Origin of the sequence: Gordonia amarae NBRC 15530 (assembly GCF_000241345.1) — a bacterium.
Lineage (GTDB): Bacteria > Actinomycetota > Actinomycetes > Mycobacteriales > Mycobacteriaceae > Gordonia > Gordonia amarae.
Window position 1 is genome coordinate 18433 of the sequence record NZ_BAED01000075.1, and the last position, 25372, is coordinate 43804.

A 25372-nucleotide genomic window follows, 5' to 3' on the forward strand; every position below is an offset into this window, starting at 1 on the left:
CGATCACATCGCGTGCGGATACACGGTGAGCATGTAGGCGCCGAACCACGAACTGCCCGCGACGACCGGCACCAGCGCGAGGAGGATCGCCGCCGGACGCCGGCGCGCCAAGAGCACCGCGAACGGGATGAGCAATACGAATGCCGGCAGCAGCAGCCGGGCCCGGCTCATCATCAGCCCGCTCGACGCCATGATCGAGAGCACCACGAGCGCCGCGTACAGCAGCACCGGCCACGGCAGCCGTGACCACACGGCCACCGCGATCAGCAGTGGCGTCGACAGCATGATCCAGGCCGTCGCCACCGGCGCCACGTCGCCGGAGTGGGCGAGGGTGTCGTTGACGAACCGCACCGCGGCCACCCCGAAGTCGAAGCGGGTGTCCCAGCCGTCGGTCTGGATGGTGAACCAGCCGAGCGGATCCCCGGTGTGTGCCCACACCACGCAGAGAAAGCCCAGGTAACCGAGGGGGCTGAGGATGATCGCCGCCCAGATCCGGGACGCCTCATGCCGGCCCGGCCGCCGGCGCAGCGCCAGCAGGCCGACGAGGATGACGGTGCCGATCACCACGACCCCCGTGGGCCGCGTCGCGCCGGCGAACAGGGCACACACGCCGGCGAGCAGCCACCGTTCCTCGAGCACCCCGATCAGCGCCCATACCGCGAGCGCGCAGAACAGCGCCTCGGTGTACGCCATGTTCAGCACGATCGACATCGGTGTCGCGGCGAACAGCGCGACGGCGATGAGCCCGACGGTGTACGGATCGGCCTCCGACGCCGGTGCGGGCCGGGGCTTCGAGGATTCGGGCAGGATCCGGGCCAGGGCTGCGGGCAACGTAGACCGCAGCCGGCGCCAGGGCAGCGGCGTGGCCGTCGCCATCCGCTCCGTGCACAGCGCACCGAGCCGGGCCACCCCGGAGGCGGCGAACACGCACAGCACCACGTTCACCAACAGGGCCGCGCCATAGGTGCTGACCAGCGGAAGTTTCGCCGCCAGCGACACCAGGTACGGGTAGCCCGGGAAGAAGGCGTACGCGGTGTCGGCGGTGTGGATGCCCCACGCGTCGGTGAGGTCGACCGGGACGCCGTCGTAGCCGTGTTCGGCGATGGCCAGCATCCATTCGCCGTCCCACGCGGACAGCCGGTCACCGAGGGACTTGCCGTTCAGATAGGCCATGTCGGCGAGCACGAGGAGCCCGACCGCGCGGATCGCGAAGAACACGACAACCGGCGCCACCCACAACCGCAGGAATCGGTCGGTACCGGGCGGCGGGGCAGGGACGGGTTCGGCGGTGGTGGTGGAATCCTCGGCGAGCGATGCCATGCGGGCGATGGTAGGCGGTGATCTTGCCCCAGCACGGACGCGACGTGCATCGCCGGTAAGGTTGACCGGGACTGTCCGCACCACAGAAGGGAACCGGCGTGGCACTCGTCGTGCAGAAATACGGAGGGTCATCGGTCGCGACGGCCGAGCGGATCCGTCGTGTCGCCGAGCGCATCGTCGAGACGAAGAAGCAGGGCAACGACGTCGTCGTCGTGGTGTCCGCGATGGGCGACACCACCGACGAACTCCTCGATCTCGCCCAGCAGGTCAACCCCGCACCGCCCGCACGCGAGATGGACATGCTGCTCACCTCCGGTGAACGCATCTCCAACGCGCTGGTCGCGATGGCCATCGCCTCGCTCGGCGCCGAGGCGCAGTCGTTCACGGGCTCGCAGGCAGGCGTGATCACCACCAGCAGTCACGGCAAGGCGAAGATCATCGACGTGACACCGGGTCGCGTCCGTGACGCGCTCGACGAGGGCAAGGTCGTGCTGGTCGCGGGCTTCCAGGGCGTCTCGCAGGACACCAAGGACATCACCACCCTCGGCCGCGGCGGTTCGGACACCACCGCCGTCGCGCTCGCCGCGGCGCTGCAGGCCGATGTGTGCGAGATCTACACCGATGTCGACGGCGTGTATACCGCCGACCCGCGCATCGTGCCCGACGCCCGCCGCCTGGAGACGGTGTCGTTCGAAGAGATGCTCGAAATGGCCGCCTGCGGCGCCAAGGTGCTGATGCTGCGCTGCGTCGAGTACGCGCGCCGCTACAACGTTCCCGTTCACGTGCGCTCGTCGTACTCGACCAAGCCCGGCACCATCGTGACCGGATCAATGGAGGACATTCCCGTGGAAGAAGCCATTCTCACCGGCGTCGCACACGACCGCAGCGAGGCCAAGATCACCGTCACCGGCCTCGATGACAAGCCCGGTTCGGCCGCCAAGGTGTTCCGTGCCGTCGCCGAAGCCGAGATCAACATCGACATGGTGCTGCAGAACATCTCCAAGGTGGAGACCGGCAAGACCGACATCACCTTCACCCTGCCGCGTGAGCTGGGCCCGCTCGGCGTCGAGAAGCTCACCAAGCTCAAGGACGAGATCGGCTTCACCGAACTGCTCTACGACGACCACATCGGCAAGGTGTCGCTGGTGGGTGCGGGCATGAAATCGCATCCGGGTGTCACGGCCACGTTCTGCGAGGCGCTGAGCAACGCCGGCATCAACATCGAGTTGATCTCCACCTCGGAGATCCGCATCTCGGTGCTGTGCCGCGATACCGAACTCGACGACGCGGTGCGCGCCCTGCACGAGGCATTCGATCTCGGCGGCGACGAAGAGGCCGTCGTCTACGCCGGAACGGGAAGGTAGACCCATGGCTCTGCGAATCGGTGTTGTCGGCGCGACCGGTCAGGTCGGCGGCGTGATGCGGACCCTGCTGGCCGAGCGCAAGTTCCCCGCCGACGAGGTGCGGTTCTTCGCGTCGGCACGGTCGGCGGGCAAGAAGCTGCCGTGGGGCGACGGCGAGATCGTCGTCGAGGATGCCTCGACGGCCGACCCGTCGGGTCTGGACATCGCGCTGTTCTCCGCGGGTGCCACCATGTCGCGCGAGCAGGCGCCGCGGTTCGCGGCGGCCGGGGTGACCGTCATCGACAACTCGTCGGCCTGGCGCAAGGATCCCGACGTGCCGCTGGTGGTGTCCGAGGTGAACGGCGAGCTGGCCAAGAACCCGCCCAAGGGCATTATCGCCAACCCCAACTGCACCACGATGGCGGCGATGCCGGTGCTCAAGCCGCTGCACGACGCGGCCGGCCTGCAGCGGCTGATCGTGTCGTCGTATCAGGCGGTGTCGGGCAGCGGGCTGGCCGGTGTGGAGGAACTCGCCGGGCAGGCACGCGCCGTTGTCGGCGAGGCCGAGAAACTGGTCTACGACGGTTCGTCGGTGACATTCCCGGATCCGGTGAAGTACGTGGCGCCGATCGCGTTCAACGTTGTGGCCCTTGCCGGTTCGCTGGTGGACGACGGGTCGGGCGAGACCGACGAGGATCAGAAGCTGCGCAACGAGTCGCGCAAGATCCTGGGTCTGCCGGAACTGCTGGTGAGCGGCACCTGCGTGCGGGTGCCGGTGTTCACCGGGCACTCGCTGTCGATCAATGCCGAGTTCGCCGAGCCGATCTCGCCGGAGCGGGCCCGGGAGATCCTGGGTTCGGCTGCGGGCGTGGAACTCTCCGACGTGCCGACGCCGCTGGCCGCCGCCGGCAAGGATGCCTCGCTGGTGGGCCGTATCCGGCAGGATCCGGGTGTGCCGGACGGCCGTGGGCTGGCGCTGTTCGTGTCGGGTGACAACCTGCGTAAGGGTGCGGCGCTCAACACCATTCAGATCGCGGAGTTGCTCGCCTGAGGGCTGGAAACAAATGAGGTAAGGAGGGTGGGGCGGCACGCCCCACCCTCCTTACTTTTTAGCCTGATTCGGAATGTGATCGGCTTCGACGGGCGGGTCGTCGGAGTCCAAAGGCGATGGAGTCGATGACCGCCAGGCGAGAATACCCAGACCGACGACTGGCACCGAGCCCAGGACCAGCACGATAGCGGTCACAGAGCCCGTGGGCACAATTCCCGCGAGAATCATGCCTACCGGTACGGCCGCTGATGACAGGAACTGGTCGACCGAACTGAACCGGGCAAGGGATCCATGATCCAGCGAGGACTGCAGGGCAGTCGTCCAAATGATGCCGGACGAGGTTACGACCAGCGGGCCGACGGTGAACGCGGCGAACAGTAGGACGATGGAGACGCCGGTGCCGCTGACAGCGTAGAGCGCCAACATGCACGCCTGGACCGCTGTCGATATGCCGACTGCGACACCAGCAGAGCGCCAGGAGAGGTTTGTCGCCGCAGCGATGAGAGTTCCGGCCAGACTTCCTACGGCCATGCATGTGGCGAGCGCAGCCCATGTTCCTGAGCCCCGCTCGGGTAGGACGGCGGCCGGTCCGCTGACGGCCATGGCCCCGATCAGCACTGAGATCATCGTCCAGAGTAGGAGGCCTGTCATTGCCCAGGGATTCATGCGGGTCACAGACCGCAATGACGGTACAGTTCCGCGGCCTTCCGGGTCGTCCTCGGGCTCCCTCGTGCCGGTACTGGAGCGCGGTGACTCTCGAAGAAGTCTGCCGCAGATCAGGAGTCCGGCGATGTTGACTGCGAACGTCAGAGCGTCGAGGATCAGAATTCCCCGAAACCCGATGCCGTGGATAAGCACGACGGCGAAGACGGGGCCGCCGAGCACTGCGATGTCCATGGTCAAAGACAGCGCGCTGTTAGCGCTCTTGAGTTGGCCAATGCCGACGAGCCTGGGCAACAATGTGATCGACGCCGGCGCGTAAAAGGCCGTCGCGATCCCGTAGAAGCAGGCGGACAGCGCCATTGCGGTCGTGGTGTTCTGTCCGGTTAGGAGAATGTATGTTGCCAGGCCGCCTTGGGCACAGATCCGCGCAATGTCCGATACCACCATGATTCGGATGCTGTCGTACCGGGCTGCCACCGTCCCTGCCAGCGGTGTGAAGACAAAGCGTCCCAGCCACAGTCCTACGAGAACGATCGTAAGCGTAGATGCGGAACCGATCCCGGAGATCGACTCTATGGCGAAAGCCGTCGGTATCAGCCCGTCGGCCAGGACTGAGACAGCAGTGCCGCTGAACATGGAAATGAACGCTGTATTTGAATTGAGAGTGGTGCGGGGAGTTCTGCTCACATGGCTCCTGAAAAGGCGGTGGTGGGTACCATCGATTGCTGTTAAATACCTTTGAACAGTACCCCTGCTCTACACAGTCCACGTATCAGGCTATGAACTTGAGCGTTCGGTAGTTCGGCGCATATCTCCAGCGCTTCGTCGAGTGAAATTCTCCGGCCACGCTGCAACGCTTCCAGAAATTGGTGTGCTCGGCGATCAATCCGGTACACTCCAACGTGCGCTTCTACCACGCAGTACTTGTCATTACAATTAATAGCAGGCCGCTGCCGGGGAGAGAATCGGTATCGACCGGAACTATTTGGACTTTCGGACTCATCGAAAGCATCCGGCCAGTGGCTTCCGATTCTTGTCGATTCGTAGTGGTTCAACCGGTCACAGTCTTCGATCGATGATCCCCAAGGCCTTGTTTCGCCGCTTACAAAATCGAATGCAATTGTAAGATGGAGGGACAGTTCGCCAACTCCGGACACTGCATGAGGGGTATTGGCTGGTGCAACCAGGTAGTCTCCTGGATTTAGTATTAGCTCATTTGTCGGCGACTGCGGGTCGGACGAGATCGGGCCGTAAGCCCAATTCTTGGGACCATGAAGTTGTAGTGCGACGAAGTTGTGATCGTCCAGGTGCCCACCAAACGCGGTGGATCCAGCCTTCCCCTATCCTCGCAAGCATAAAACGACGGGGATGCTGGTCTCTGCCCTCAAGTATCAGTCTTATGTTGGACCAAAGTGGACCAACTCGACTTATGCTGTCCCACACCTCCTGCTCGAGTGCGTTAAGATAGGGCAGGTGCTCATTGCTGATTGATCTTAACACGGGTTCGGCGTTTTCGGGCATAGATTGAGCTATCTCGAGAGCTAGTTCGTATATGCTGTTGGCCTGATTCATGCGACTACGATAGCTCCATTTCTGTGGAGTGTTTTTAACAGCTTTCGGGAGTCAGAGCAACCTCTTCCGATTAGCCTACCTATTGTGTTCTCATCTATTGACTCGGAGTGGTTTACATACTCACAAAGGGATTCTATGGTGTCGCGTGGAAGCCGGGACTGGAGTTCCTGGCCGAACGCGTACATACCTCCGTCAGTGCGAGTCTGAACTACGCCAGGGAATCGACGGGCAAAGATGGACGGAATTCTAGGGCTGGGAATACAAGATAGCGCGCTTTGGTGTGGAGGTAACGTATAGAGACAAGATTGGTCACGAGATTTAAGGTTGCGCGCGGCGGTTTCGATGCGTCGTTTGCCCTCTTCGGAAGATAGAATATCGATCGCATCCCTTCCCAATTCTGCGCAGGTAAGATCTATAGCCTGGTGGGCTACCGGATTTTGAGGTACTACGAAGGCGGCGATTCCAATGAAGGCTGATGGTTCGCTGTTCTTGAATACGTGATAGAGATTTGAAGGTATGCAGATGTAGTCGCCGGGTCTAAGGGTAAAGTGTTCGGCAGACCCGAGTGTCCTATCCAATTCAAACGAAACTCCATTCAATGCAGGGCTGGATGCGAAGACGATGTTGTCGGGCTGGCCATCCGGCCAGACCCAGAGATCCTTTATTCCTGGTCCTAAGTGAAATATCAGAGACGGCTCATAGTCTCGGTGGATCCCGAAAGGGGTCCATCCGCCTCCGGAGGTTACGAATGTGTAGGTATCGAACCCATTCGTGATATCCCAATCCGTACTATGGTGAATCTGGCGGATAAAGTCGATAGTCCAGTCTGAAATAGGAAGACTCCACTGCGAGATCTCATTCACCGCGAGTGACGCATCTTGGCCGCCATGATATGAGAGCCATTCTACGACCGATGATTCCTTTATGGGAGAGGAGCCAAGCGTGTTTGTAAGTCTGTAGTCTAGTGAAAAATCACGAAAACCTCGAATGCGAAAGTTTCCCGTGCTATTCTCCACTACTCGGGCGACGGCGAGCGAGAGTTCGTCAAGCAAGTGATCCACCTGGTCCAGGATGAGTCCCGGAATGTGTACTGTCTCGCCGAAGGGGTGGCCGCACTTCTTATCGAAGGCTTTTGATGCCCACGAACGTGGATAGTTGGACTTCATTCCCATTTCCAAATCGAATTTACAGTGGTGTTGGTAACCCGGGAGCCGTGTATTTGGCTCCCGGGTTACCGCCTAATCGATACCGCAGGGAATCAGTGGCCGTATCCTGGCGTGGGCCAGGGCGGACGATTCCCAGTCCACGATCTGCGGTTTGGACGACTTCGAGCAAGAAGTCGTCCTCGGTTGCAGTGTCGCGCGAATCAGGGTTCTTGTCCATGGTGTTCGTTCCCTTCATTTCCACTGGGCGATCTGCCCTGTCGCCAAAGTAGGGGGGTCTGGTCTCTCGGGGGCCGAGTGTGATCTAGACCATACGGTTTGGTCTGTTTGGAGGACACCCGCGAAGACGCCTCGAGTTACTTGCTATTGGGTTCCAAAAATGTTGGGGGACAGTATTATTAGTGGAAAGTGATGACGGGTTGTAGCTTCAGTACGCCCGGGTTGTAGATCTGGTATTGGGTTTAGCTCAGTGAATATCGCAAAATTCTGGGTCCACCCGAGCTGCTGGTGAGTGGCACCTGCGTGCGGGTGCTCTCCGGAGCAGGCCCGGGAGATCCTGGGTTCGGCTGCGGGCGTGGAACTCTCCGACGTGCCGACACCGCTGGCCGCCGCCGGCAAGGATGCCTCGCTGGTGGGCCGTATCCGGCAGGATCCGGGTGTGCCGGACGGCCGTGGGCTGGCGCTGTTCGTGTCGGGTGACAACCTGCGTAAGGGTGCGGCGCTCAACACCATTCAGATCGCGGAGTTGCTCGCCTGAGGGCCGCCGGCCGGGTGTGGTGAGCCGATGAGGCACGACCTGGCCGCTTAACATCAGCGCATCTCTGTCGATGCCCTACTTTCATCCTGCAGATCTTGTGAGTCGGCGCTAATCTTCCGCATCAGGAACATTCTGTTCCAGAAGCGAGATGCGAGGAGAGCGCTGACCATGGATGCCGGTGTCGTCAAGAGACCGCGCGTAGGCAGGCACGGCCAGACCGCCGACCTGGTGAGCGTCGATGCCGAGCATTTCGGATTCGAGCGCCGCCGGGGGTCACGTCGCACGGGGCCCGGTAGCAGGCTCGTCCGGGTATTCATCGGGCTCATGCTGGTCGCGGCGTTGGCCGCCTCGGTGTTTCTCTGGCGGAACCTGGCCGACGGTTGTGGCGGTGACAGGTCACGGGTATCGGTGGTCGTGGACTCGTCGATCTCCGCCGGCCTGAAGGCGATCGCGGATCGGGCCGCGGACGACTCGTGTTTCGATTTCGCCGTCACCCCGACATCAGGCGCGGACGTGCCCGCCCGGCTCACCGCCGGCGGGGCGGGTGTGGACCTGTGGCTGGCCGACTCCCAGATCAGGGCCGAGCGGGTCATGGCGCAGGTGCGCCGGACCCCCGAGTACGTGACCAGGTCGCTGGCCAGTTCCCCGGTCGTCGTGGTGGGCACCAAGCTGGGCCAACTCACGAGCTGGGCCGACGTGATGAACCTCGACAAACTGCAGGTGGGCAGTCCGATGGAGAACTCGGCCGGGGACGCGCCCATCATCGGCGGGGCGGCGGCGGTCTCGCGCGGCGAGATCACCCGGACGGCGTTCACCCAGGCGATGACCGCGATGGCCGCGCAGCGGCACAAGGTGATTCCCGGGCAGGACACCGACGACGCCCGGATGCGCACCTCCAACGTCTCCGACATCCCGTCGGTGGCCAGCGAGCAGCAGTACCTGATGTTCAAGAAGAAGTGGACCGGCTCGCAACTGGCCGCGAAGATTCCCGCGGACGGCACGCTGATGCTCGACTATCCGCTGATGACCACCGCCTCACCGGATCACCGCGCCTCGGCCGACGCGGCCGGTCGCGCACTCGTTGCCGCCGCGGCGTCGGACGAAGGGCGAAAGATGCTGCAGGAAGCTGGATTCCGAAATCCTGACGGCAGTGGAATCGGGCGGCCCGTCAAGACGATCAGCGCCGGTGATTCACGCGAGATCAACGAGGCACTCAGGAGCTGGCAGATTCTGAGCGTACCGATGCGCATGCTGAACGTCCTGGACACGTCCGGGTCGATGCAGGCGCCCGCGGGCTCGTCGACCCGGGCGCAGTTGCTTGCCGAGACCGTGATCGACGGCACCAAACTCCTCGGGGACGCCTCGCAGGTGGGGGTGTGGATATTCGGTATCGACCGGGGGACCGACGGTGCGGACTGGAAGCAGATCGTGCCTATCCGTCGCCTCGACGAGGTGGCCGCCGGCGTGACGCAACGACAGACGATCGCGACCACCACCCGGGAGGCGATGCGGGACGACCTCGGCGGTGGTACCGGCCTGTACGACACCACGCTCGCCGCGTACAAGGCGATGGTGGACGGCTACGACCCGGCGGCCACCAACACCCTGGCCATCGTGACCGACGGGCGCAACGAGGACGACAACAGCATCACCCTCGACGATCTGGTCACCCAGCTCAAGGCGCTGCAGGACCCGGGCCGTCCGGTACGGATCGTCGCCATCGGTATCACCTCCGACGCCGACGCCGATTCGCTCAACCGGATCGCTGAGGTGACCGGCGGCACGAGTTACATCGCCGAGACCCCCATGGACATCCGCGGCATCTTCACAACGGAGGCGGGCAGGCTCCTCAGCAGCTGACCCGGTCATGCTCCCGCCGGCGGTGGCCGGAATATAGGTGTGGAGCTTTCCCGAGATCCTGGACACGTGACCTGGTTACCGTGAGGTAGCCTACGCTTCTATGGGAATTCTCAGGGGAATGACGGGGCGCCGTGTGGCCGCGGTGGTGCTGGCAGGGGCGATGGCCACGACCGTGACAGCGGTGGCCGCGCCCGAGGCGTCGGCGGCGGACTTCTACACGCCACCGGCGACCATCACCGGCAAGCCGGGCACGATCCTCAAATCCCAGTCGATTCCGCTGGTGCTGCAGATCCCGGGTGTCAAGAACCAGTGGCCGGGCACCGCCAAGAAGGTGATGTACGCATCGCGTGACGTCAACGGCAAGCCCGTCGGCGTCACCGGCACCGTCATCGAACCCACCGCACCGTGGACCGGCAAGGGGTCGCGACCCACCGTCGTCGTCGGCTCCGGCACCATCGGCCAGGGTGACCAGTGCGCGCCGTCGAAGATGATGTCGTTCCCGATGTCGGTCGACATCACCAAACCGACCATCGGCGTCAACTACACCGCGCCCGAGATGTACATCTTCCTGCTCAACGGTGTGCGGGTGTTCGTCACCGACTACATCGGCATGGGCACCCCCGGCATCCACACGTACGTCAACCGCACCGAGACCGGGCACGCCATGCTCGACGGCGCACGCGCCGCGATCAACGCAAGTGGCGGCTCCAAGGATTCGCCGGTCGGCTTCGTCGGCTACTCGCAGGGCGGCGGCGCGGCGGCGTCGGCGGCCGAGCTGGCGCAGACCTACGCCCCCGATCTCAAGGTGAAGGCCACCTACGCCGGTGCCCCGCCGGCCGACCTGCGCAAGGTCCTCGCCGCCGTCGACGGCACCACCATCTCCGGCGTGATCGGGTATGCCATCAACGGGATGAACGCGCGCTACCCGGCGATGCGCGAGGTGCTCGACAAGGAGGCCAACGCCACCGGTAAGGCCAAGCTCAAGCAGCTGTCCACCGAGTGCATCGGCGACACCGTCCTGAGCACCGGATTCCAGACCACCAACGGCTGGACCAAGTCCGGCAAGCGGCTCAGCGAGATCGTCTCCGAATATCCGGAGGCGCTGAAGGTGCTGGAGGAGAACCGGATCGGTCAGCTCAAGCCCAACGCACCCGTCTACCTGCAGGGCGGACTGCATGACGACGTCATCCCGTATGGTCAGGTCAAAGATCTGTACAAGAACTGGAAAGCCCAGGGTGCCGATGTCACGTTCCACACCGACCCCACCCCGGCGATCCTGACCAAGGTGATCGTCAACCACGTCGTGCCGATGCTGGCGACCCTCCTGCCGGGCACGAACTTCGTCCTCGATCACCTCCGGAAGTGACGCACAGCCGTCCCGAAGAGAGGGTGAGCAGGCGATGACCGAGCGGGGCGACGGGGGATTCGACCTGGGCGACGGGCAGCGGCCTGACCCGGACATCCCGAGCCAGGCCGAACTCGACGCCGAGGACATGGCCGAACTGGCCAAACGGTCATCGGCCGACCGCGATCAGACGGGCCTGTACCCGGTGCGCCGCGGCGATCCGGGGCCGGCACCGATCCCGCTGGTCAAGCACGCCGTCGGCTGCTTCTGGGCGGCGGCGGTGGCCGGGGCGATCTGCATGGTCTACGGCTTCCTCAACCTCGGTACCATCAAGGATCTGCTGTACACGCGGCTGCTCGACGGTGTCCGCGACGACCCCGGCAACGCCGCCCCGGAGGACCAGATCTCCGGGATCTCGTCGACGTTCCCGCCGGTGATGCTGGTGCTGATCGCGGTGTTTCTGGCGGTGGAGTATCTGCTGCTGGTCAACACCGCCAAACACAACAGTCGCGGCGTGCGCAATGTGTACCTGTCGGTGGTCGTGGTGCACATGATGTGCATCCCGATCGGTATCGACCTGCTGTTCGCGTACGACGGACTGTCGGTGGTGATTGTGGTGCTCGGCTGGGCGCAGCTGGTGCTGCTGGCCCTCTCGGCGTTGTGCACGCTGCGCAAAGAGGTCAACGACTGGCTGCCCGCCCCCAACAAGGTCCGCCCGGGCACCGGTTTCGGGCGCCGCTGAGGCCCGACACCCCGACCCCGGCAAACGCGGACGCGGGATCGGTGTCAAGGGCACAATGGTCACGTCAGTGAAAGACGTCACCATTGGAGGAGAGCCATGGCAGTCGATGCCGTGTACCACGTGTCATCAACCGCGGCCGGCGGCGGCCGGGACGGCGAGGTCGTCTCGGAGACCGGCCGGATCGATCTCGAACTGCGCCCACCGGTGGAGATGGGTGGCAGCGGTGAGGGCAGCAACCCCGAGGAACTGTTCTCCGCCGGCTACGCCGCCTGCTACCTGGGTGCGCTGCGGGCCGTCGCGGGCCAGCAGGGTGTGACCGTCCCCGAGGGCACGACGGTGAAGGTGACCGTGGGTATCGGCAAGGACAGCGAGGGCGGCTTCGGCCTCACGGCCGCCATCGAAACCTATCTGCCCGGTCTCGACGAGGCCGGCGCCCAGGCCCTCGCCGACGGCGCCCACGCCTTCTGCCCGTACTCGAAGGCCACCCGCGGCAACATCGAGCACACGGTGACCGCCCGGGTCTGACCCCCGGCCGACGATTTTCCGGCGATATGACGGTTCGCTCGGGTGTATGCCCGAGCCGCCGTCATATCGCCAGAAACTGTTTCGGGGCTTGTTTGGTGTGAGCTGCCGCACGTCGACGGAGCGGCGACGGGTAGCCTGTGCTCTCGTGGATACAGGGTGGGCAGGACTTGGACTGATCGCCGCGGCCGTCGCCGTCGTGGCCTACGTGCACTACCGCGACAAGGAGACGGCGCGGCTGGGCACGGGGGCGGAGCTGGCGCGGGAGCTGCGGTCGCTGGCCGGGGGCGACCCGGTGCGCATCGCGGCCGTCGAGGAGTACGAGACCACCATCTACCAGCGGTTGTTCTACGCCTCGGCGATCGGTCCCCGCGTGCGCGCGGCGGCCTGGGCGCTGCTCGGCGCGGCGCTGGCCGCGTTCGGCGCACTGGTCACCGACCCCGCCAAGGGCGCGTTCGGCACGGTGGTCACCATCGCGTTCATCGTCGTCGCCGCCGTGTTCGCGCTGGCGACGCTGGTGCTGGCGGCGATCGCCGCCTACCAGGCCGCCACCACGCCGCGCGTCTCGTTCGCCGACTCCTACGCCGAGGGATCGTCCGAATAACGGATCCGCGCGTTGACCACCGACCTTGCCGACGTCGATCCCGGCGGTATCGAGGCCGCCGAACCGGAGAATTGAGAGGGACCGCCGTGGTGGATGTGAGTGGCGAACTGCGCCAAAGGGTTCAGAGACTGATGCCGCAGACCCGCGGCGATCTGGCCGAGATGGTGGCATTCCGGTCGGTGTTCGACGCCGCGCAGTTCCCGGTCAGCGAATGCGACGGCATGGTCGACTGGCTGCTGGCCGCGTTCGGTGAGCTCGGATTCGCCGATGCGGCAGCACATGTCACCGCCGACGGCAGCAAGGCCGTCACCGGCAGTATCGCGGGCGCCGAGGGTGCGCCGACGGTGCTGCTGTACTTCCACCACGACGTGCAGCCGCCCCTCGGCGAGGACGAATGGGATTCTCCCGTATGGGAACTCACCGAACGCGACGGCCGCTGGTACGGGCGCGGGGCGGCCGACTGCAAGGGCAATATCGCCGTCCACCTGACCGCGCTGCGCGCTCTCGCCGGCGGCGGTGCCATCGCGCCCGGGCAACTGCCGGTCACCGTCAAGATTCTCGGCGAGGGCTCGGAGGAGCAGGGTGGTGGCGGTATCGAAGACTTCGTGGTGAACCATCCCGAGTTCGCCGCGGCCGACGTCATCCTGATCTGCGACTCCGGCAACTTCGCCGTCGGCAGGCCCACCCTCACCACCAGCCTGCGCGGGGTGGCGAATGTGGTGGTGTCCGTGGAGACGCTGGGCTCGGCGATGCACTCGGGCATGTATGGCGGAGCCGCCCCCGACGCGCTGGCCGCGCTGATCGCGATGCTCGCCACGCTGCGCAACGCCGACGGTGACACCACGATCGACGGACTGGACTCCGGCCAGAGCTGGTCGGGCGTCGACTACCCGGAGGAGGCGTTCCGCGCCGACGCCAAGGTGCTCGACGGGGTACGGCTTGTCGGGTCCGGGTCGGTGGCCGAGATGCTGTGGGCCAGACCGGCCGTCACCGTCCTGGGCATCGACTGCCCGCCCGTCGTCGGATCGTCGGCGTCGGTGGTGCCGCACGCCCGCGCCCGCATCAACCTGCGGGTGCCGCCCGGCATGGACGCCACCGAGGCGCAGGACCTGCTCATCGCCCACCTGACGGCGGCTGCGCCGTGGGGAGTGCATGTGTCGATCGAACGGGAGGCCGTCGGATCACCGTTCTCCGGTGCCACCTCCGGACCCGGCCACGACACCCTCGTCGACGCGCTGTCGGCGTCGTACGGCGTGCAGGTGTCCCGGCAGGGGCAGGGCGGGTCGATCCCGCTGTGCAGCGTGCTCGCCGAGACCTTCCCCGACGCCGAGATCATGCTGCTGGGCGTCGAGGAACCGGCCTGCCTGATCCACGCGCCCAACGAGTCGGTGGATCCGTCCGAGATCGAACACCTGGCGCTGGCCGAGGCGGTGTTCCTCACCGAATACCCGAACCGCAAGGGATAACCGGACCGCCGGGCGCAGGTCAGTGAGGTCCCGGGGACAGGTCGGCGCGCGAGCGGTGCGTGCGCAGCGGCGGGATCGGCCTGCCCGGCCAGCGTCCGGACGCGGCCAGCCTGCCGACCTCGTCGTGGATGATCTGACCGATCTGGATCGCCAGCCCGCGCGGGATCTCGATCTCGCGGGTCGAGGCCATCATCAGTGTCTGCGACACCGCCGGGTCGGCAAGCGGCGCCCACCGGATCCGGCCCGACTCGATCTCGTCGGCACACGCCGAACGCGGCAGCAGCCCGAACGCCGCGCCGCTCTGGATCAGGTCCTTGGTGAGTTGCAGCGAGTCCGTCGCATAGCGGGGTTGCAGGAGCAGCCGGCACCGTAGGGCGGCGTTCTCCAGCGAGGTGCGCAACCCGTTCTGACTGCTCGGCAGCACGAGCGGGAGGCCCTCCACATCGCCGAACAGGAATGGTACCTCCGGGGTGAGATCGCTTGTCGCGCCGCCGAGGACGACGACATCCTCGGTGATGAGTTCGCCGCCGAACAACCGGTTGTCGGCGACCTGATCGGTGATCACGATGTCGAGCGCGCCCCGGGTGAGGGCCGAGATCAGCGAGTCGGTGTCGGACGCGGTCACGGTGACGGTGAGCTTGGGGAACGCCGACGCCAGCACGGACAGCAACGGATGCGCCAGCACACCGAGGGTCGACTCCAGCAGACCCAGCCGCAGGCCGCGTTCGACGCGCGCCAGTGACGAACCGGCGTAGCGCACCGCCAGTTCGAGCTGCCGCAGCGGCACCGCGGTACCCGCCCGCAGCCGTTCGCCCTCGTCGGTGAGTTCCATCCCGCGGGCGGTGCGGTGAAAGAGCTTGACGCCCAACTGCTCTTCCAGGCGATGCAACTGCCGGCTCAGTGCCGGCTGGGCGATGCCCAGTGTCGCGGCGGCCTTGGTCATCGAACCCTCCTCGGCGATCGCGAGGAAGTAGCTGAGGCGGTGTGTGTCCATGGCGCAACCCAGTGTGTCACATCGTGGTTCGTTGCTCGGTTCGCTTCACTGAAGATCTCCGCTCCCTCAGATCTCCAGAGTGCGGCGGATCAGTTCGGCGATGGCGTGGGGTTCGTCGCCGTGATGGGTGACCACCAGGTCGGCCTCGGCGGGGCGTTCGTAAGGCGAATTGATGCCGGTGAACGCGGCGATCTCCCCGCGCCGTGCCTTGGCGTACAGGCCCTTGGGATCGCGGCTCTCGCACACATCCAGGGGGGTGTCGACGAAGATCTCGTAGAACGGCAGCCCGCGTTCGGCGTGGATCTCCTTCGCCCGCCGGCGTTCGGCGGCGAACGGGCTGATCAGCGACACCACGGCCACCACACCGGAATCGGCGAACAGGGCGGCGACCTCCGCGGTGCGGCGCATGTTCTCGCGGCGGTCGTCGTCGCCGAACCCGAGGTCGGAGTTGAGTCCGTGGCGCAGGTTGTCGCCGTCCATGAGGTAAGCCGGCCGGCCCTCGGCGACCAGGGACCGTTCGAGTTCGACTGCGATGGATGACTTTCCGGAGGCCGACAGGCCCGTCAGCCAGATCGTCGCACCCCGGGTGGCCCGCTGGTCACGGGTCACCGTCGAGGAGTGCCAGCGGACGGCGGGTTCCTTGCCGGCCGGGCCCTTGATCATCCCGGCGCCCACCGTCTTGTTGGTGGCCTCATCGACGAGAATGAAGCTGCCGGTGTCGCGGTGGCGCTGGTAGTCGTCGAACATCATCGGCTGCTGCGTGCGTAGGGTGAGACGCCCGATGTCATTGAGCCGTAGGGAGTTCACCGTCTGGTCACGGTGCAGGGTGTTGACGTCGAGGCGGTAGGTGAGGGACTCGATCACCGCCTTCGATTCGCGGGTGGAGCTCTGCAGGATGTAGCGGTTCCCGGGGGTGAGCACGGTGTCCTCGGAGAACCAGCACACCATGGCGTCGATCTCGCGGCCCACGTGCGGACGGTTCAACGGGCGGGCGAGCATGTCGCCGCGGGTGATGTCGATGTTGTCGCGCAACGACAGTGACACCGCCATCGCCGCGAACGCCTCGTCCACCGGGGTGCCGCCCGGCCCCCAGATCTCGTCGACGGTGGTGGTGAAACCGCTGGGCAGTACCACGATCTCGTCGCCGCGCCGGAACGTTCCGCTCGCGATGGTGCCGGCGTAGCTGCGGTGATCGGAGCCGTCGGACACCTGCGGACGGATCACGTACTGCACGGGCAGCCGGGCGTCGATGAGATTGCGGTCCGAGGAGACGTGCAGGTCCTTGAGATGCCCGAGCAGCGAATTTCCGGAGTACCACGGCATATTCGAGGATCTGTCCACCACATTGTCGCCGAGCAGCGCCGACATGGGGATGAAGGTCAGGTCGCCGACGTTCAGCTTGCGGGCGAAATCGACGAACTCGTCCTGGATTTCGTTGAAACATTGCTGCGACCAGTCGACAAGATCCATCTTGTTGACGCACAGCACCAGATGGGAGATGCCCAGCAGCGTCGACAGGAAGGCGTGCCTGCGTGTCTGTTCCAGCACCCCCTTGCGGGCGTCGATGAGGATGATCGCGACGTCGGCGGTGGACGCGCCGGTGACCATGTTGCGGGTGTACTGCACGTGGCCGGGGGTGTCGGCGATGATGAACTTGCGTTCGGGAATCGCGAAGTAGCGGTAGGCGACGTCGATGGTGATGCCCTGTTCGCGTTCGGCGCGCAGGCCGTCGGTGAGCAGGGCGAGGTTGGCGTACTCGTCGCCGCGCTCGCTGCTGGCGCGTTCGATGGATTCGAGTTGGTCGGTGAAGATGCTCTTGGAGTCGTAGAGCAGCCGGCCGATGAGTGTGGACTTGCCGTCGTCGACGCTGCCGGCGGTCGCCAGACGCAGCAGTTGTTTGGGTGCGCGGGTCGGTTCGGCCCCGGAATCGGTGATGCCGGGCTGTGCGGCGGGGGAAGCGGTGACGGTCATCAGAAGTAGCCTTCCTTCTTGCGGTCTTCCATGCCGGATTCGGAGATCCGGTCGTCGGCGCGGGTTGCCCCGCGCTCGGTGAGCCGGGTGGCCGACACCTCGTCGATCACCTGCTCCACGGTGACGGCGTCGCTGAGCACACAGCCGGTGCAGGTGGCGTCACCGACGGTGCGGAAACGCACCGTCTCGGTGAGCACCTCCTCACCGTCGGCGAGTTCGACGAAACGCGTTTTGGCGAGCAGCATTCCGTCACGCGGCACCACCTCGCGGCGGTGCGAGTAGTAGATCGAGGGCAGTTCGATCTCCTCGGCGGCGATGTACTGCCAGATGTCGAGTTCGGTCCAGTTGCTCAGCGGGAACACCCGGATGTGTTCACCCCGGTGGTGGCGGCCGTTGTAGAGGTTCCACAGCTCGGGGCGCTGTGCCCGCGGATTCCACGCGCCGAACTCGTCGCGGAAACTGAACACCCGCTCCTTGGCGCGGGCCTTCTCCTCGTCGCGGCGGGCACCGCCGAACACCGCGTCGAACTTGTTCTCCCGGATGCCGCGCAGCAGCGAGGTGGTCTGCAGCCGGTTGCGGCTCGCGCCGGGACCGGTCTGCTCGACGACCCGGCCGGCGTCGATGTCGTCCTGAACACTCGAAACAACCAGTCGCACACCGGTGTCGGCGACAACCTGGTCGCGGTAGGCGATGACCTCGTCGAAGTTGTGCCCGGTGTCGACGTGCATCAGCGGGAACGGAACAGGGGCGGGCCAGAACGCTTTGCGGGCGATGTGGAACATCACCACCGAGTCCTTGCCGCCGGAGAACAACATCGCCGGTCGCTGCGCGGTGGCGGCGACCTCGCGGAAGATGTGTACGGATTCGGCTTCGAGCGCGTCCAGGTGGGACAGTGCATAGCGGGTGGTGGTCATGTGTGTCCTCCGGACTCTCAGAGCTTCGCGATGATCTCGGAACCGATGAACGCCGCGTCGTCGCACCACTGCGCGAGGGTGCTGCCGGTGACGCCGACACTCACGGCGGTGGCGCCCGCGTCGCGGTAGCGCCCGATCCGGTCGACGACCTCAGCGGGCGAACAATTCTCACCCGGCTTGCTGATGCCGCCGACGTGGATTGCCAACGGTGTTGTGCGACCGGCCTTGTCGCATTGTTCGGCGAGATAGCCGAGGGCCGCCCGCAGATCGTCGGGGCCGGTCATCCCGGCGGTGCGGGTGGTGGCCAGGTCGGTGCCCGACACCGAGGTGACGAACGGATTCCAGCCGTCGCCGAGTTCCACCGCCCGGCGGATGGCGCGCCTGGAGTTGCCGCCCACCAGCAGCGGGGGATGCGGGCGTTGCACGGGGCCGGGCAGGATCCGGTTGCCGAACGCGGTGAAACCGTCGCCGTCGAAGGTGAACTCGGCCCCGGACAGGGCTGCCCGCAGCGCCGCGAGATACTCGTCGGTCAGGTCGTTTCTTCTGGCGAAATCGACACCGAGGGCGCGGAATTCGCCCTTGAGGTAGCCCGCCCCGACGCTGAGTGTGACCCGGCCGCCGCTGAAATGATCCAGGGTGGCGACGGAGCGTGCGACGAGGAACGGACTGCGGTAGGGCAACACCAGGATTCCGGTCTGTAGTCGCAGCCGGGTGGTGGCGGCGGCCAGCAGCGACAACATCACGAACGGATCCTGCGCATGGTGCCCGCCCGCGTCGAGCCAGCGGCCGGTGGGGACCGGGTGGTCGGTGACCAGACCGGCGTGGAAGCCGGCCGCGTCGAGCACCTTTCCGACCTCGGTCACCGCGGCAGGGGTCATGAACTCGCCGGCCGTGCGCAGCTCATCGAAAGGCAGCGAGACGTTGATCTTGATGTCGGCCATGGTTGTTCGCGCTCCCGATGTCGTCAGGCGTTCTCAATTTTGCTGGGCGGGTTGGAACGTTCCATCATGCCGACCGCCTCCTCGCCGTCCCATCGGTACCGCACCCCCGCCTGATGCACCACCGGGAACTCGGGCATCTCCGCTTTCAGCGCGGCCGTCGAGAAGGTCTTGTCCTTGTGGTGCACGTCGTGGGCGCCGAACAGCACCTCGCCGTCGATGCGGATCGTCCCGTCAGCCGTGCGCAGTTCCAGCGACGCGTCGTCGCCGGCGGGGACCAGCCGGGTCAGCCACGGGGCCCGCACGATCTCGGCGGGGATGAGGTCGCCGTCGCCGGTGAACACATAACCTTCGGCGTAGCTTTCCTGGCCGTCGTCGCGTGGGGGATAGGCGATGTAGCCGAACGCCTTTCCGCTCGGGAATACCGCCGACTGCCAGCAGTGCCCCCAGAATCCGGCGAGCTTGCGCACACCCTGGCGGCGGATACGCAGACCCCGGCCGGTGAACTCGTGGGCGGGTTCGCCGTCGACGGCGATCCGGCCGGTGGCCAGGAACAGTTGCTCGTACCGGGGGCCACCCATCAGTGCGTTGATGCCGTCGTCCTCGATCCCGTTGTTCTTGCTTTCGGGCACGGCGTTCTTGCCCATCGTCCCCTGAATCCACGGCGGCACAGCCATTTTCGCATCCACGTGGAAGCTGACGTCGACCAGCGGGCCGTCGGTGTCGCCGTCGATGAGGCCCTGCGCGGTGACCGCCGTCGCCTTGCCGTCGTAGGTCATTGTCCAGGTGTCGAATTCGTCGACACAGCGGAATGCCAGCCCGCCGGAACCGAGGACGGTGGGTTTACCCTCCGGGCCGATCGGCGGCACCGCCGGTTCGGTGGACCGCAGCCGGTAGATCCGGCCGTCCGGGTAGGTGACGTTGACCTGGATGTCGTGGTCCTCCCAGTTCGATGACACCGCCTCCACCCCGATGCGGGGCAGGCCCACCGCGCCGCTGTCGTCGACAACCCAGAAACTCACCGAATCACGCATCTCCGGATTCTCGGGACGCTCGGCGAACACATGCTCGCGGGTGGGGTGCAGTCCACCGGTCAGATCAATCGACATATCTTCTCTCCCTGTGGTTCTCTCAGTTACCGAGCCGGGCGGGGTGGGCGGTCCAGCGTTGGGCGTGGCCGACGTAGTCGGCGAACAACGGACGGATCTCATCGAGGTCCATGCCGAACTCGGTGGGGTCGGCATGGGTGCTGGGTTCGCGCTGATCGGCGGCATGCGTCCACCAACTGGTCATCCGCGCCTCGAACTCCTCACTCACCGGGGTGCCCAGCCACCCGTACAGGCCCTTCACCTCGCCGATCGGGTCGGTCTGCATGGCACGGAAGTCGATGTCGTAGAACCGGTCGTCGGCGCCGGCTTCGCGAAAACGCACCGCGCGGTCGATGCCGAGGGACCAGTGTTCGACGTTGAGCCTGCCGATGTACTCCTTGTCGATGCTGTCGGTGAACCTGCCGATGATGTCGGCGTACAGGTCGGCCACCGACAGCAACACATCGGTCGGGTCGCGGTGTGTCATCACGAACCGCGCGTCGGGAAAGGCGTTGTCGAGGGCGTCGAGCACCAGGATGTGCGACGGGCATTTCAGGCGCCATTCCCGGGCCGGCTCACCCCACTGCATCAGTTTCATCACCCGGCGCTGATACTCGAAGGTGCTTGTCAGATCCGCTTCGGAGACAAACCATTCCGAGTAGCCGGGAATCTGGGCCAGGGACTGGAAGAAATGGGTTTTGAAGTCGAGCGCCATGATCTCGTGGCATTCCATCGGGCCGTGGATCGTCATCGGCACATGGCGGCGGCTACCGACGACGTCGCCGTCGCCCTCCTCGGGAATGCGCGGGTCGTGGCCGGTGACCGTCGACGGCGGCGGGCACGGGCGGCCCGACTCCCACAGCCGGATGTAGCGGATATCCGGGTCCTGGGACAGCAGATTCGCCAACGCCGACGACCCGGTGCGGGGCAGGCCCACCCCGATCAGCGGGGTGACGATCTCGGTGTCGTCGATCTCGGGATGGCGGCGATACCAGTCCTCGACCTGCAGGCGCTGACCGAGATATCCGACGATGCGCTGGTGCAGGAACGCCTCGCCCGCCGCGTTCAGGTGGGCCTCGTCGCGCAGGGAGGCGAGCAGTCTTTCCAGGCCTTCGCGGAACGTGTCCTCGCCGAAATCGGTGAGCCCGGTGCTCGCGCGAGCCTCGTCCATGACGTCGTCGGCGATAGTCATTGTGCCTCCGTGGGTGGTGGTGAAGGGCTGGGCCTCGGGTGTCTGAAATGTGTCTCACACCACATCCGCTGAGGTGTTGCTGACGAGAATAGGGTTCTCATCACGGGTGATTCCAATACCGATTACGGCGTCAAGCCATATCAAATTGTTATGGCTCTTGCGGTCAGGGTGCGCAAGACCGTGCACCGGCGGCGCGTCGGCGCATAGCGTGTGCGGTATGTCTGTGCTGATCACCGTCGACGACCTCGCCGCCGCACTCGCCGGCCCCACCCCGCCCGTCGTGCTCGACGTGCGCTGGACGCTCGGCGGGCCGCCCGGGCACGGGGAATACCTGGGCGGACACCTACCGGGCGCGGTGTACGTCGACCTCGACACCGAACTCGCCGGGCACGGTGAGCCCACCGACGGGCGGCATCCGTTGCCGGATGTCGACGATCTGGAGCGGGCGGCGCGGCGGTGGGGGATCGAACCCGGCTCCGCCGTCGTCGCCTACGACGGCGGTGGCAATCTGGCGGCCGCGCGGGCGTGGTGGCTGCTGCGGTGGGCGGGGCTGACCGACGTCCGGCTGCTCGACGGCGCGCTGCCCGCGTGGGTGGCGGCAGGGCTGCCGCTGACCGTCGGCGATGTGGTGCCCGCACCGGGCCGGGTCTCGCTGGCCGAGGGCGCGTTGCCGACGCTGACGCCGGCGGGGGCGGGAGCCTTCGACGGGGTGCTGCTCGATGCCCGTGCGCCCGAACGGTTCCGGGGTGAGACCGAACCCATCGACCCCAAAGCCGGTCACATCCCCGGCGCGGTCAGCGCCCCCACCGGCGACAACCTGACCCCCGACGGACATTTCCGGACACCGTCCGAGTTGCGCGACCGGTTCACCGCGCTGGGCGTCGGTGACGGGAAAGCCGTTGGCGCCTACTGTGGTTCGGGGGTGACCGCCGCACATCAGGTGGCGGCGCTGACCATCGCCGGATTCGATGACGCCGCGCTGTTCCCGGGGTCGTGGTCGCAGTGGTCCAACCACGACCTTCCGGTGGCCACCGGTGACTGACGCCGGTGTCCTGCACTGCCGGACGGTGGTGCGGTACGGGATCGGGTCGGTCGGCACCGCCGCGTTCGGGACACTGCCCGGGCTCGTGCTCGTGTACTACCTCACCGACACCCTCGGCGTGCCCGCGCTCGCGGCGGGCATCGTGATCGCCGTCGCCAAGATCTGGGATGTGGTGATCGACCCGGCGATCGGCTTTGTCAGCGACCGGCATGCGGAGGCGCGCGGGTCGCGGCGGCCGCTGATGCTGCTCGGCGCGGCGGCCCTGCCCGCCGCGTTTCTCGTCACCTTCGCCGTACCCGGTGCGCTGCCTACCGCGGCGCAGGCGCTCTGGGTGGCCGTGGCGTTCCTGTTGTCGGCCACCGCATTCAGTCTCTTTCAGGTGCCCTACATCGCGCTCCCGGCCGAACTCACCGACGACTACGACCAGCGCACCCGGCTGCTGACCGTGCGGGTGGTGGTGCTGGCGCTCGGGATCCTGGTGTTCGGGGCGGGCGGTCCGGCGCTGCGGGACGCCGGGAGTTCGGAGGCCGTCGGCTATCTGCTGATGGCCGCGGTGACCGGTGTGCTCATGGGCGTGAGCATGTGGGTGGCGTCGCGGTCCGCCGACGACGCCCGGCGGGTGGTGGTCGGGGATGCCCCGGTGTCACCGGCAGTCGCGTACAGGGCGGCGATCGCGGCACTGCGGCGCAGCCGGGCCCTGCGAATGCTGCTGGGGGCGTTCGTTCTTCAGGGTCTGGCGACCGGACTGATGCTGGCCGGTGCGCAGTACATCGCCACCTGGGTCCTCGACTCCGAGTCCGCGGTGTCGGTGCTGTTCGCCGCGCTCATCGCGCCCGCCCTGATCTGTACGCCGCTGTGGGGCGCGATTGCCCGGCGGTGGGGTAAGGAGGTCGGATTCGTCGCGGCCACAGCACTGTTCGCGCTCGCCGCGGTGTCGCTGGCCGGACTGTGGTGGTCGTCGGGACCGTGGGTGTACGGCTCCGTGGCCGTCGCGGGAGCCGCCTACGCCGGGATGCAGGCACTGCCGATGGCGATGCTGCCCGACGTGATCGGCCACGACGAGGCCACGCACGGGGAGAGTGCGGCCGGAACCATCGGCGGGGTGTGGACCGCCGGCGAAACCTCCGGCATGGCACTGGGATCGGTGCTGTTCACGCTCGCCCTCGCGATCGGCGGCTACATCTCCTCCGATGAGCCGGACGCGGTGATCCAGCCCGGGTCGGCGCTCGACGCGATGATCGTCGGATTCAGTGTGCTGCCGGCGGTGCTGGCACTCGTGAGCGTGCCGCTGATCCTGCGCTACCCGTTGCGGCGCACCACTATCGAAACCATGAATGACAAGGTGGTGGCAGGTGACTGATCAGCGCGCCGAGCAGATCCTGGCCCGGCTCACCGAGCTGCGCGCCGACGACGCACCCACCCGGGGCGGTCGGATCCTGTCCTATGTCTACGACCCGGGCCTGGCCGTCGTCGACGAACTGGCGCGCCGTGCCGCGCAGCAGGTGCAGCACGTCAACGGCCTCGACCCCACGACGTTCGGGTCGGTGGCCCGGATGGAGGCGGACGTGATCGGGTTCGCCGCCGGGATCGTGCACGGCGACGACGCGGTCGGGGTGGTCACCAGCGGCGGCACCGAAAGCTGCCTGCTGGCGGTGAAATCGGCCCGGGATCGCTGGCGGGCACGTCACCGGGAGGCGACCGGCATGCCGTCGATCGTCGCGCCGACGACCGTGCACGCCGCCTTCCACAAGGCGGCCCGCTACTTCGATCTGCGGCTGGACCTTGTGCCCGTCGGCGAGGACGGAACCGTCGGGGCCGACGACCTGCTGGCGCGGTGCTCCGGGGACACTGCGCTGGTCGTCGTGTCCGCGCCCTGCTACCCGTTCGGCGTGATCGATCCCGTCGCCGACGTCGCGCCGCGCGCGGCCGCACTGGGCATCGCCTGCCATGTCGACGCCTGCATCGGCGGCTGGGTGCTGCCCTTCTGGGGAGAAGGACTGCCGCGGTGGGACTTTCGGGTACCGGGCGTGACCAGCATGTCGCTGGACGCGCACAAATACGGCTATTCGCCGAAAGGCGTGTCGGTGCTGCTGTTCGCCGACCGCGACGCCAAACGCGCCGCGTCGTTCGCCACCACCGACTGGCCCGGCTACCCGGTGGTCAACCCGACGATGCTCGGCAGCCGCTCGGCCACCGCACTCGCCGCCGCGTGGGCGATACTCGAATACCTGGGCGCCGACGGGCTGACGGGGCTGACGGCACGGACCCGGCAGGCCACCGAGACGCTGGCCGGTGTCGTCGCCGGTATCGAGGGGCTGCGGGTGGCCGGTGCGCCGTCGGGCCCGCTGTTCGCCGTACGCACCGACCCCGAGGCGGCGGCCGGTCGGGGAGTGGACCCGCACCAGTGGTCGGACCGGGTGCGTGAACTCGGCTGGACCCTGCAGCCGCAGCCCGGACTGCGGCAGCACGGCGGTCCCGCGTTGCCGCCCACCACCCACCTCACCGTCACCCCGGTCACGGCAGGCATCGTCGACGCCCTGGCGGCGGCGATGACCCGGGCGGCCGACGACGTGCGCGGCCGCCCGCCGATCGACCTGTCCGCCCTCCCGGACGCCCTCCCCGCGCTGCGCTCCGACGCCCCGCTCGACTCGGCTGCCGCCACCGAGATCCTCGCCGCTCTCGGCCTCGCCGGCGACGGCCCCGCCCTGCCCGACCACCTCGCCCCCGTCATGGCACTCCTCGAGGTGGTCCCCGCCCCCCGCGCCCAGGAACTGCTCACCGAACTCCTCGCCCGCCTCAACGAGCGATAGTTCCACCTGTAATCG

The 25372-nt window shown here is 66.5% G+C and carries 20 protein-coding genes and 2 pseudogenes; 12 read left to right on the forward strand and 10 right to left on the reverse strand.

Going from position 1 to position 25372, the window contains the following annotated elements:
* Positions 1-3: 3 nt before the first annotated feature.
* Positions 4-1320: a putative hexosyltransferase gene (locus GOAMR_RS22015; protein ID WP_005193311.1), complete on the reverse strand. Its 1317-nt coding sequence runs from the start codon at positions 1318-1320 to the stop codon at positions 4-6.
* Positions 1321-1418: 98 nt separating this feature from the next.
* Between GOAMR_RS22015 and GOAMR_RS22020 the strand changes: the two genes are divergently transcribed.
* Positions 1419-2684, forward strand: coding sequence for an aspartate kinase (locus GOAMR_RS22020; protein ID WP_005193312.1), 1266 nt, complete (start codon positions 1419-1421; stop codon positions 2682-2684).
* A gap of 4 nt (positions 2685-2688) precedes the next feature.
* Positions 2689-3714 (forward strand): aspartate-semialdehyde dehydrogenase, encoded by a 1026-nt coding sequence (locus GOAMR_RS22025; protein ID WP_005193313.1) that lies wholly within the window; start codon positions 2689-2691, stop codon positions 3712-3714.
* Between the two features lie 51 nt (positions 3715-3765).
* Here the strand turns inward: GOAMR_RS22025 and GOAMR_RS22030 are convergent, their stop codons facing one another.
* The 3 genes and pseudogenes from GOAMR_RS22030 to GOAMR_RS24940 form a co-directional block, all read right to left on the reverse strand.
* On the reverse strand, positions 3766-5064 hold the full coding sequence (locus GOAMR_RS22030) for an MFS transporter (RefSeq protein ID WP_138943853.1): 1299 nt from the start codon (positions 5062-5064) through the stop codon (positions 3766-3768).
* Between the two features lie 41 nt (positions 5065-5105).
* A pseudogene (locus tag GOAMR_RS25945) lies at positions 5106-5699 on the reverse strand (JmjC domain-containing protein); the annotation flags it as partial.
* A 246-nt stretch (positions 5700-5945) separates the two neighbouring features.
* Positions 5946-7115 (reverse strand): hypothetical protein, encoded by a 1170-nt coding sequence (locus GOAMR_RS24940; RefSeq protein WP_138943854.1) that lies wholly within the window; start codon positions 7113-7115, stop codon positions 5946-5948.
* A gap of 465 nt (positions 7116-7580) precedes the next feature.
* Between GOAMR_RS24940 and GOAMR_RS24400 the strand changes: the two are divergent.
* From GOAMR_RS24400 to GOAMR_RS22065, 7 genes and pseudogenes are all read left to right on the forward strand, one after another.
* Positions 7581-7869: pseudogene (locus tag GOAMR_RS24400) on the forward strand (Asd/ArgC dimerization domain-containing protein); the annotation flags it as partial.
* A gap of 168 nt (positions 7870-8037) precedes the next feature.
* Entirely contained in the window at positions 8038-9729 is a 1692-nt protein-coding gene (locus GOAMR_RS22040) for a substrate-binding domain-containing protein (RefSeq protein ID WP_005193318.1), read from the forward strand.
* Positions 9730-9847: 118 nt separating this feature from the next.
* Positions 9848-11095 carry a lipase family protein gene (locus tag GOAMR_RS22045; protein ID WP_005193319.1) on the forward strand — a complete coding sequence of 416 codons (1248 nt, stop codon included), beginning with the start codon at positions 9848-9850 and terminating at the stop codon, positions 11093-11095.
* A gap of 34 nt (positions 11096-11129) precedes the next feature.
* Positions 11130-11816 carry a hypothetical protein gene (locus tag GOAMR_RS22050; protein WP_005193321.1) on the forward strand — a complete coding sequence of 229 codons (687 nt, stop codon included), beginning with the start codon at positions 11130-11132 and terminating at the stop codon, positions 11814-11816.
* A 96-nt stretch (positions 11817-11912) separates the two neighbouring features.
* Complete coding sequence (locus tag GOAMR_RS22055) at positions 11913-12341, forward strand: organic hydroperoxide resistance protein (RefSeq protein WP_005193322.1); 429 nt, start codon at positions 11913-11915, stop codon at positions 12339-12341.
* A 145-nt stretch (positions 12342-12486) separates the two neighbouring features.
* Complete coding sequence (locus tag GOAMR_RS22060) at positions 12487-12942, forward strand: hypothetical protein (RefSeq protein ID WP_040516106.1); 456 nt, start codon at positions 12487-12489, stop codon at positions 12940-12942.
* Positions 12943-13037: 95 nt separating this feature from the next.
* Positions 13038-14408, forward strand: a complete 1371-nt coding sequence (locus GOAMR_RS22065; RefSeq protein WP_083837080.1) for a dipeptidase — start codon at positions 13038-13040, stop codon at positions 14406-14408.
* 19 nt (positions 14409-14427) lie between these two features.
* Here the strand turns inward: GOAMR_RS22065 and GOAMR_RS22070 are convergent, their stop codons facing one another.
* The 6 genes from GOAMR_RS22070 to GOAMR_RS22095 form a co-directional block, all read right to left on the reverse strand.
* Positions 14428-15402, reverse strand: coding sequence for a LysR family transcriptional regulator (locus GOAMR_RS22070; RefSeq protein ID WP_005193328.1), 975 nt, complete (start codon positions 15400-15402; stop codon positions 14428-14430).
* A 66-nt stretch (positions 15403-15468) separates the two neighbouring features.
* A complete protein-coding gene (cysC, locus tag GOAMR_RS22075; protein WP_005193329.1) occupies positions 15469-17373 on the reverse strand; it encodes an adenylyl-sulfate kinase in 1905 nt (634 codons plus the stop codon).
* Positions 17373-18287, reverse strand: coding sequence for a sulfate adenylyltransferase subunit CysD (gene cysD, locus GOAMR_RS22080; RefSeq protein ID WP_005193330.1), 915 nt, complete (start codon positions 18285-18287; stop codon positions 17373-17375). Before cysD ends, cysC begins: the two co-directional genes overlap by 1 nt.
* A 17-nt stretch (positions 18288-18304) precedes the next feature.
* Positions 18305-19228 carry an LLM class F420-dependent oxidoreductase gene (locus tag GOAMR_RS22085; protein ID WP_005193331.1) on the reverse strand — a complete coding sequence of 308 codons (924 nt, stop codon included), beginning with the start codon at positions 19226-19228 and terminating at the stop codon, positions 18305-18307.
* Positions 19229-19251: 23 nt separating this feature from the next.
* Positions 19252-20334 (reverse strand): DUF7064 domain-containing protein, encoded by a 1083-nt coding sequence (locus tag GOAMR_RS22090; RefSeq protein ID WP_005193332.1) that lies wholly within the window; start codon positions 20332-20334, stop codon positions 19252-19254.
* Positions 20335-20356: 22 nt separating this feature from the next.
* Complete coding sequence (locus tag GOAMR_RS22095) at positions 20357-21505, reverse strand: sulfotransferase family protein (RefSeq protein WP_005193333.1); 1149 nt, start codon at positions 21503-21505, stop codon at positions 20357-20359.
* Between the two features lie 217 nt (positions 21506-21722).
* On the opposite strand from GOAMR_RS22095, the gene GOAMR_RS22100 reads away from it, so the two are divergent.
* The 3 genes from GOAMR_RS22100 to GOAMR_RS22110 are packed head-to-tail and all read left to right on the forward strand — an operon-like array spanning position 21723 to position 25357.
* Positions 21723-22547 (forward strand): sulfurtransferase, encoded by an 825-nt coding sequence (locus tag GOAMR_RS22100; RefSeq protein WP_083837074.1) that lies wholly within the window; start codon positions 21723-21725, stop codon positions 22545-22547.
* On the forward strand, positions 22540-23907 hold the full coding sequence (locus GOAMR_RS22105) for an MFS transporter (protein WP_005193335.1): 1368 nt from the start codon (positions 22540-22542) through the stop codon (positions 23905-23907). Before GOAMR_RS22100 ends, GOAMR_RS22105 begins: the two co-directional genes overlap by 8 nt.
* Complete coding sequence (locus GOAMR_RS22110) at positions 23900-25357, forward strand: pyridoxal phosphate-dependent decarboxylase family protein (RefSeq protein ID WP_005193337.1); 1458 nt, start codon at positions 23900-23902, stop codon at positions 25355-25357. Before GOAMR_RS22105 ends, GOAMR_RS22110 begins: the two co-directional genes overlap by 8 nt.
* Positions 25358-25372: the final 15 nt, after the last annotated feature.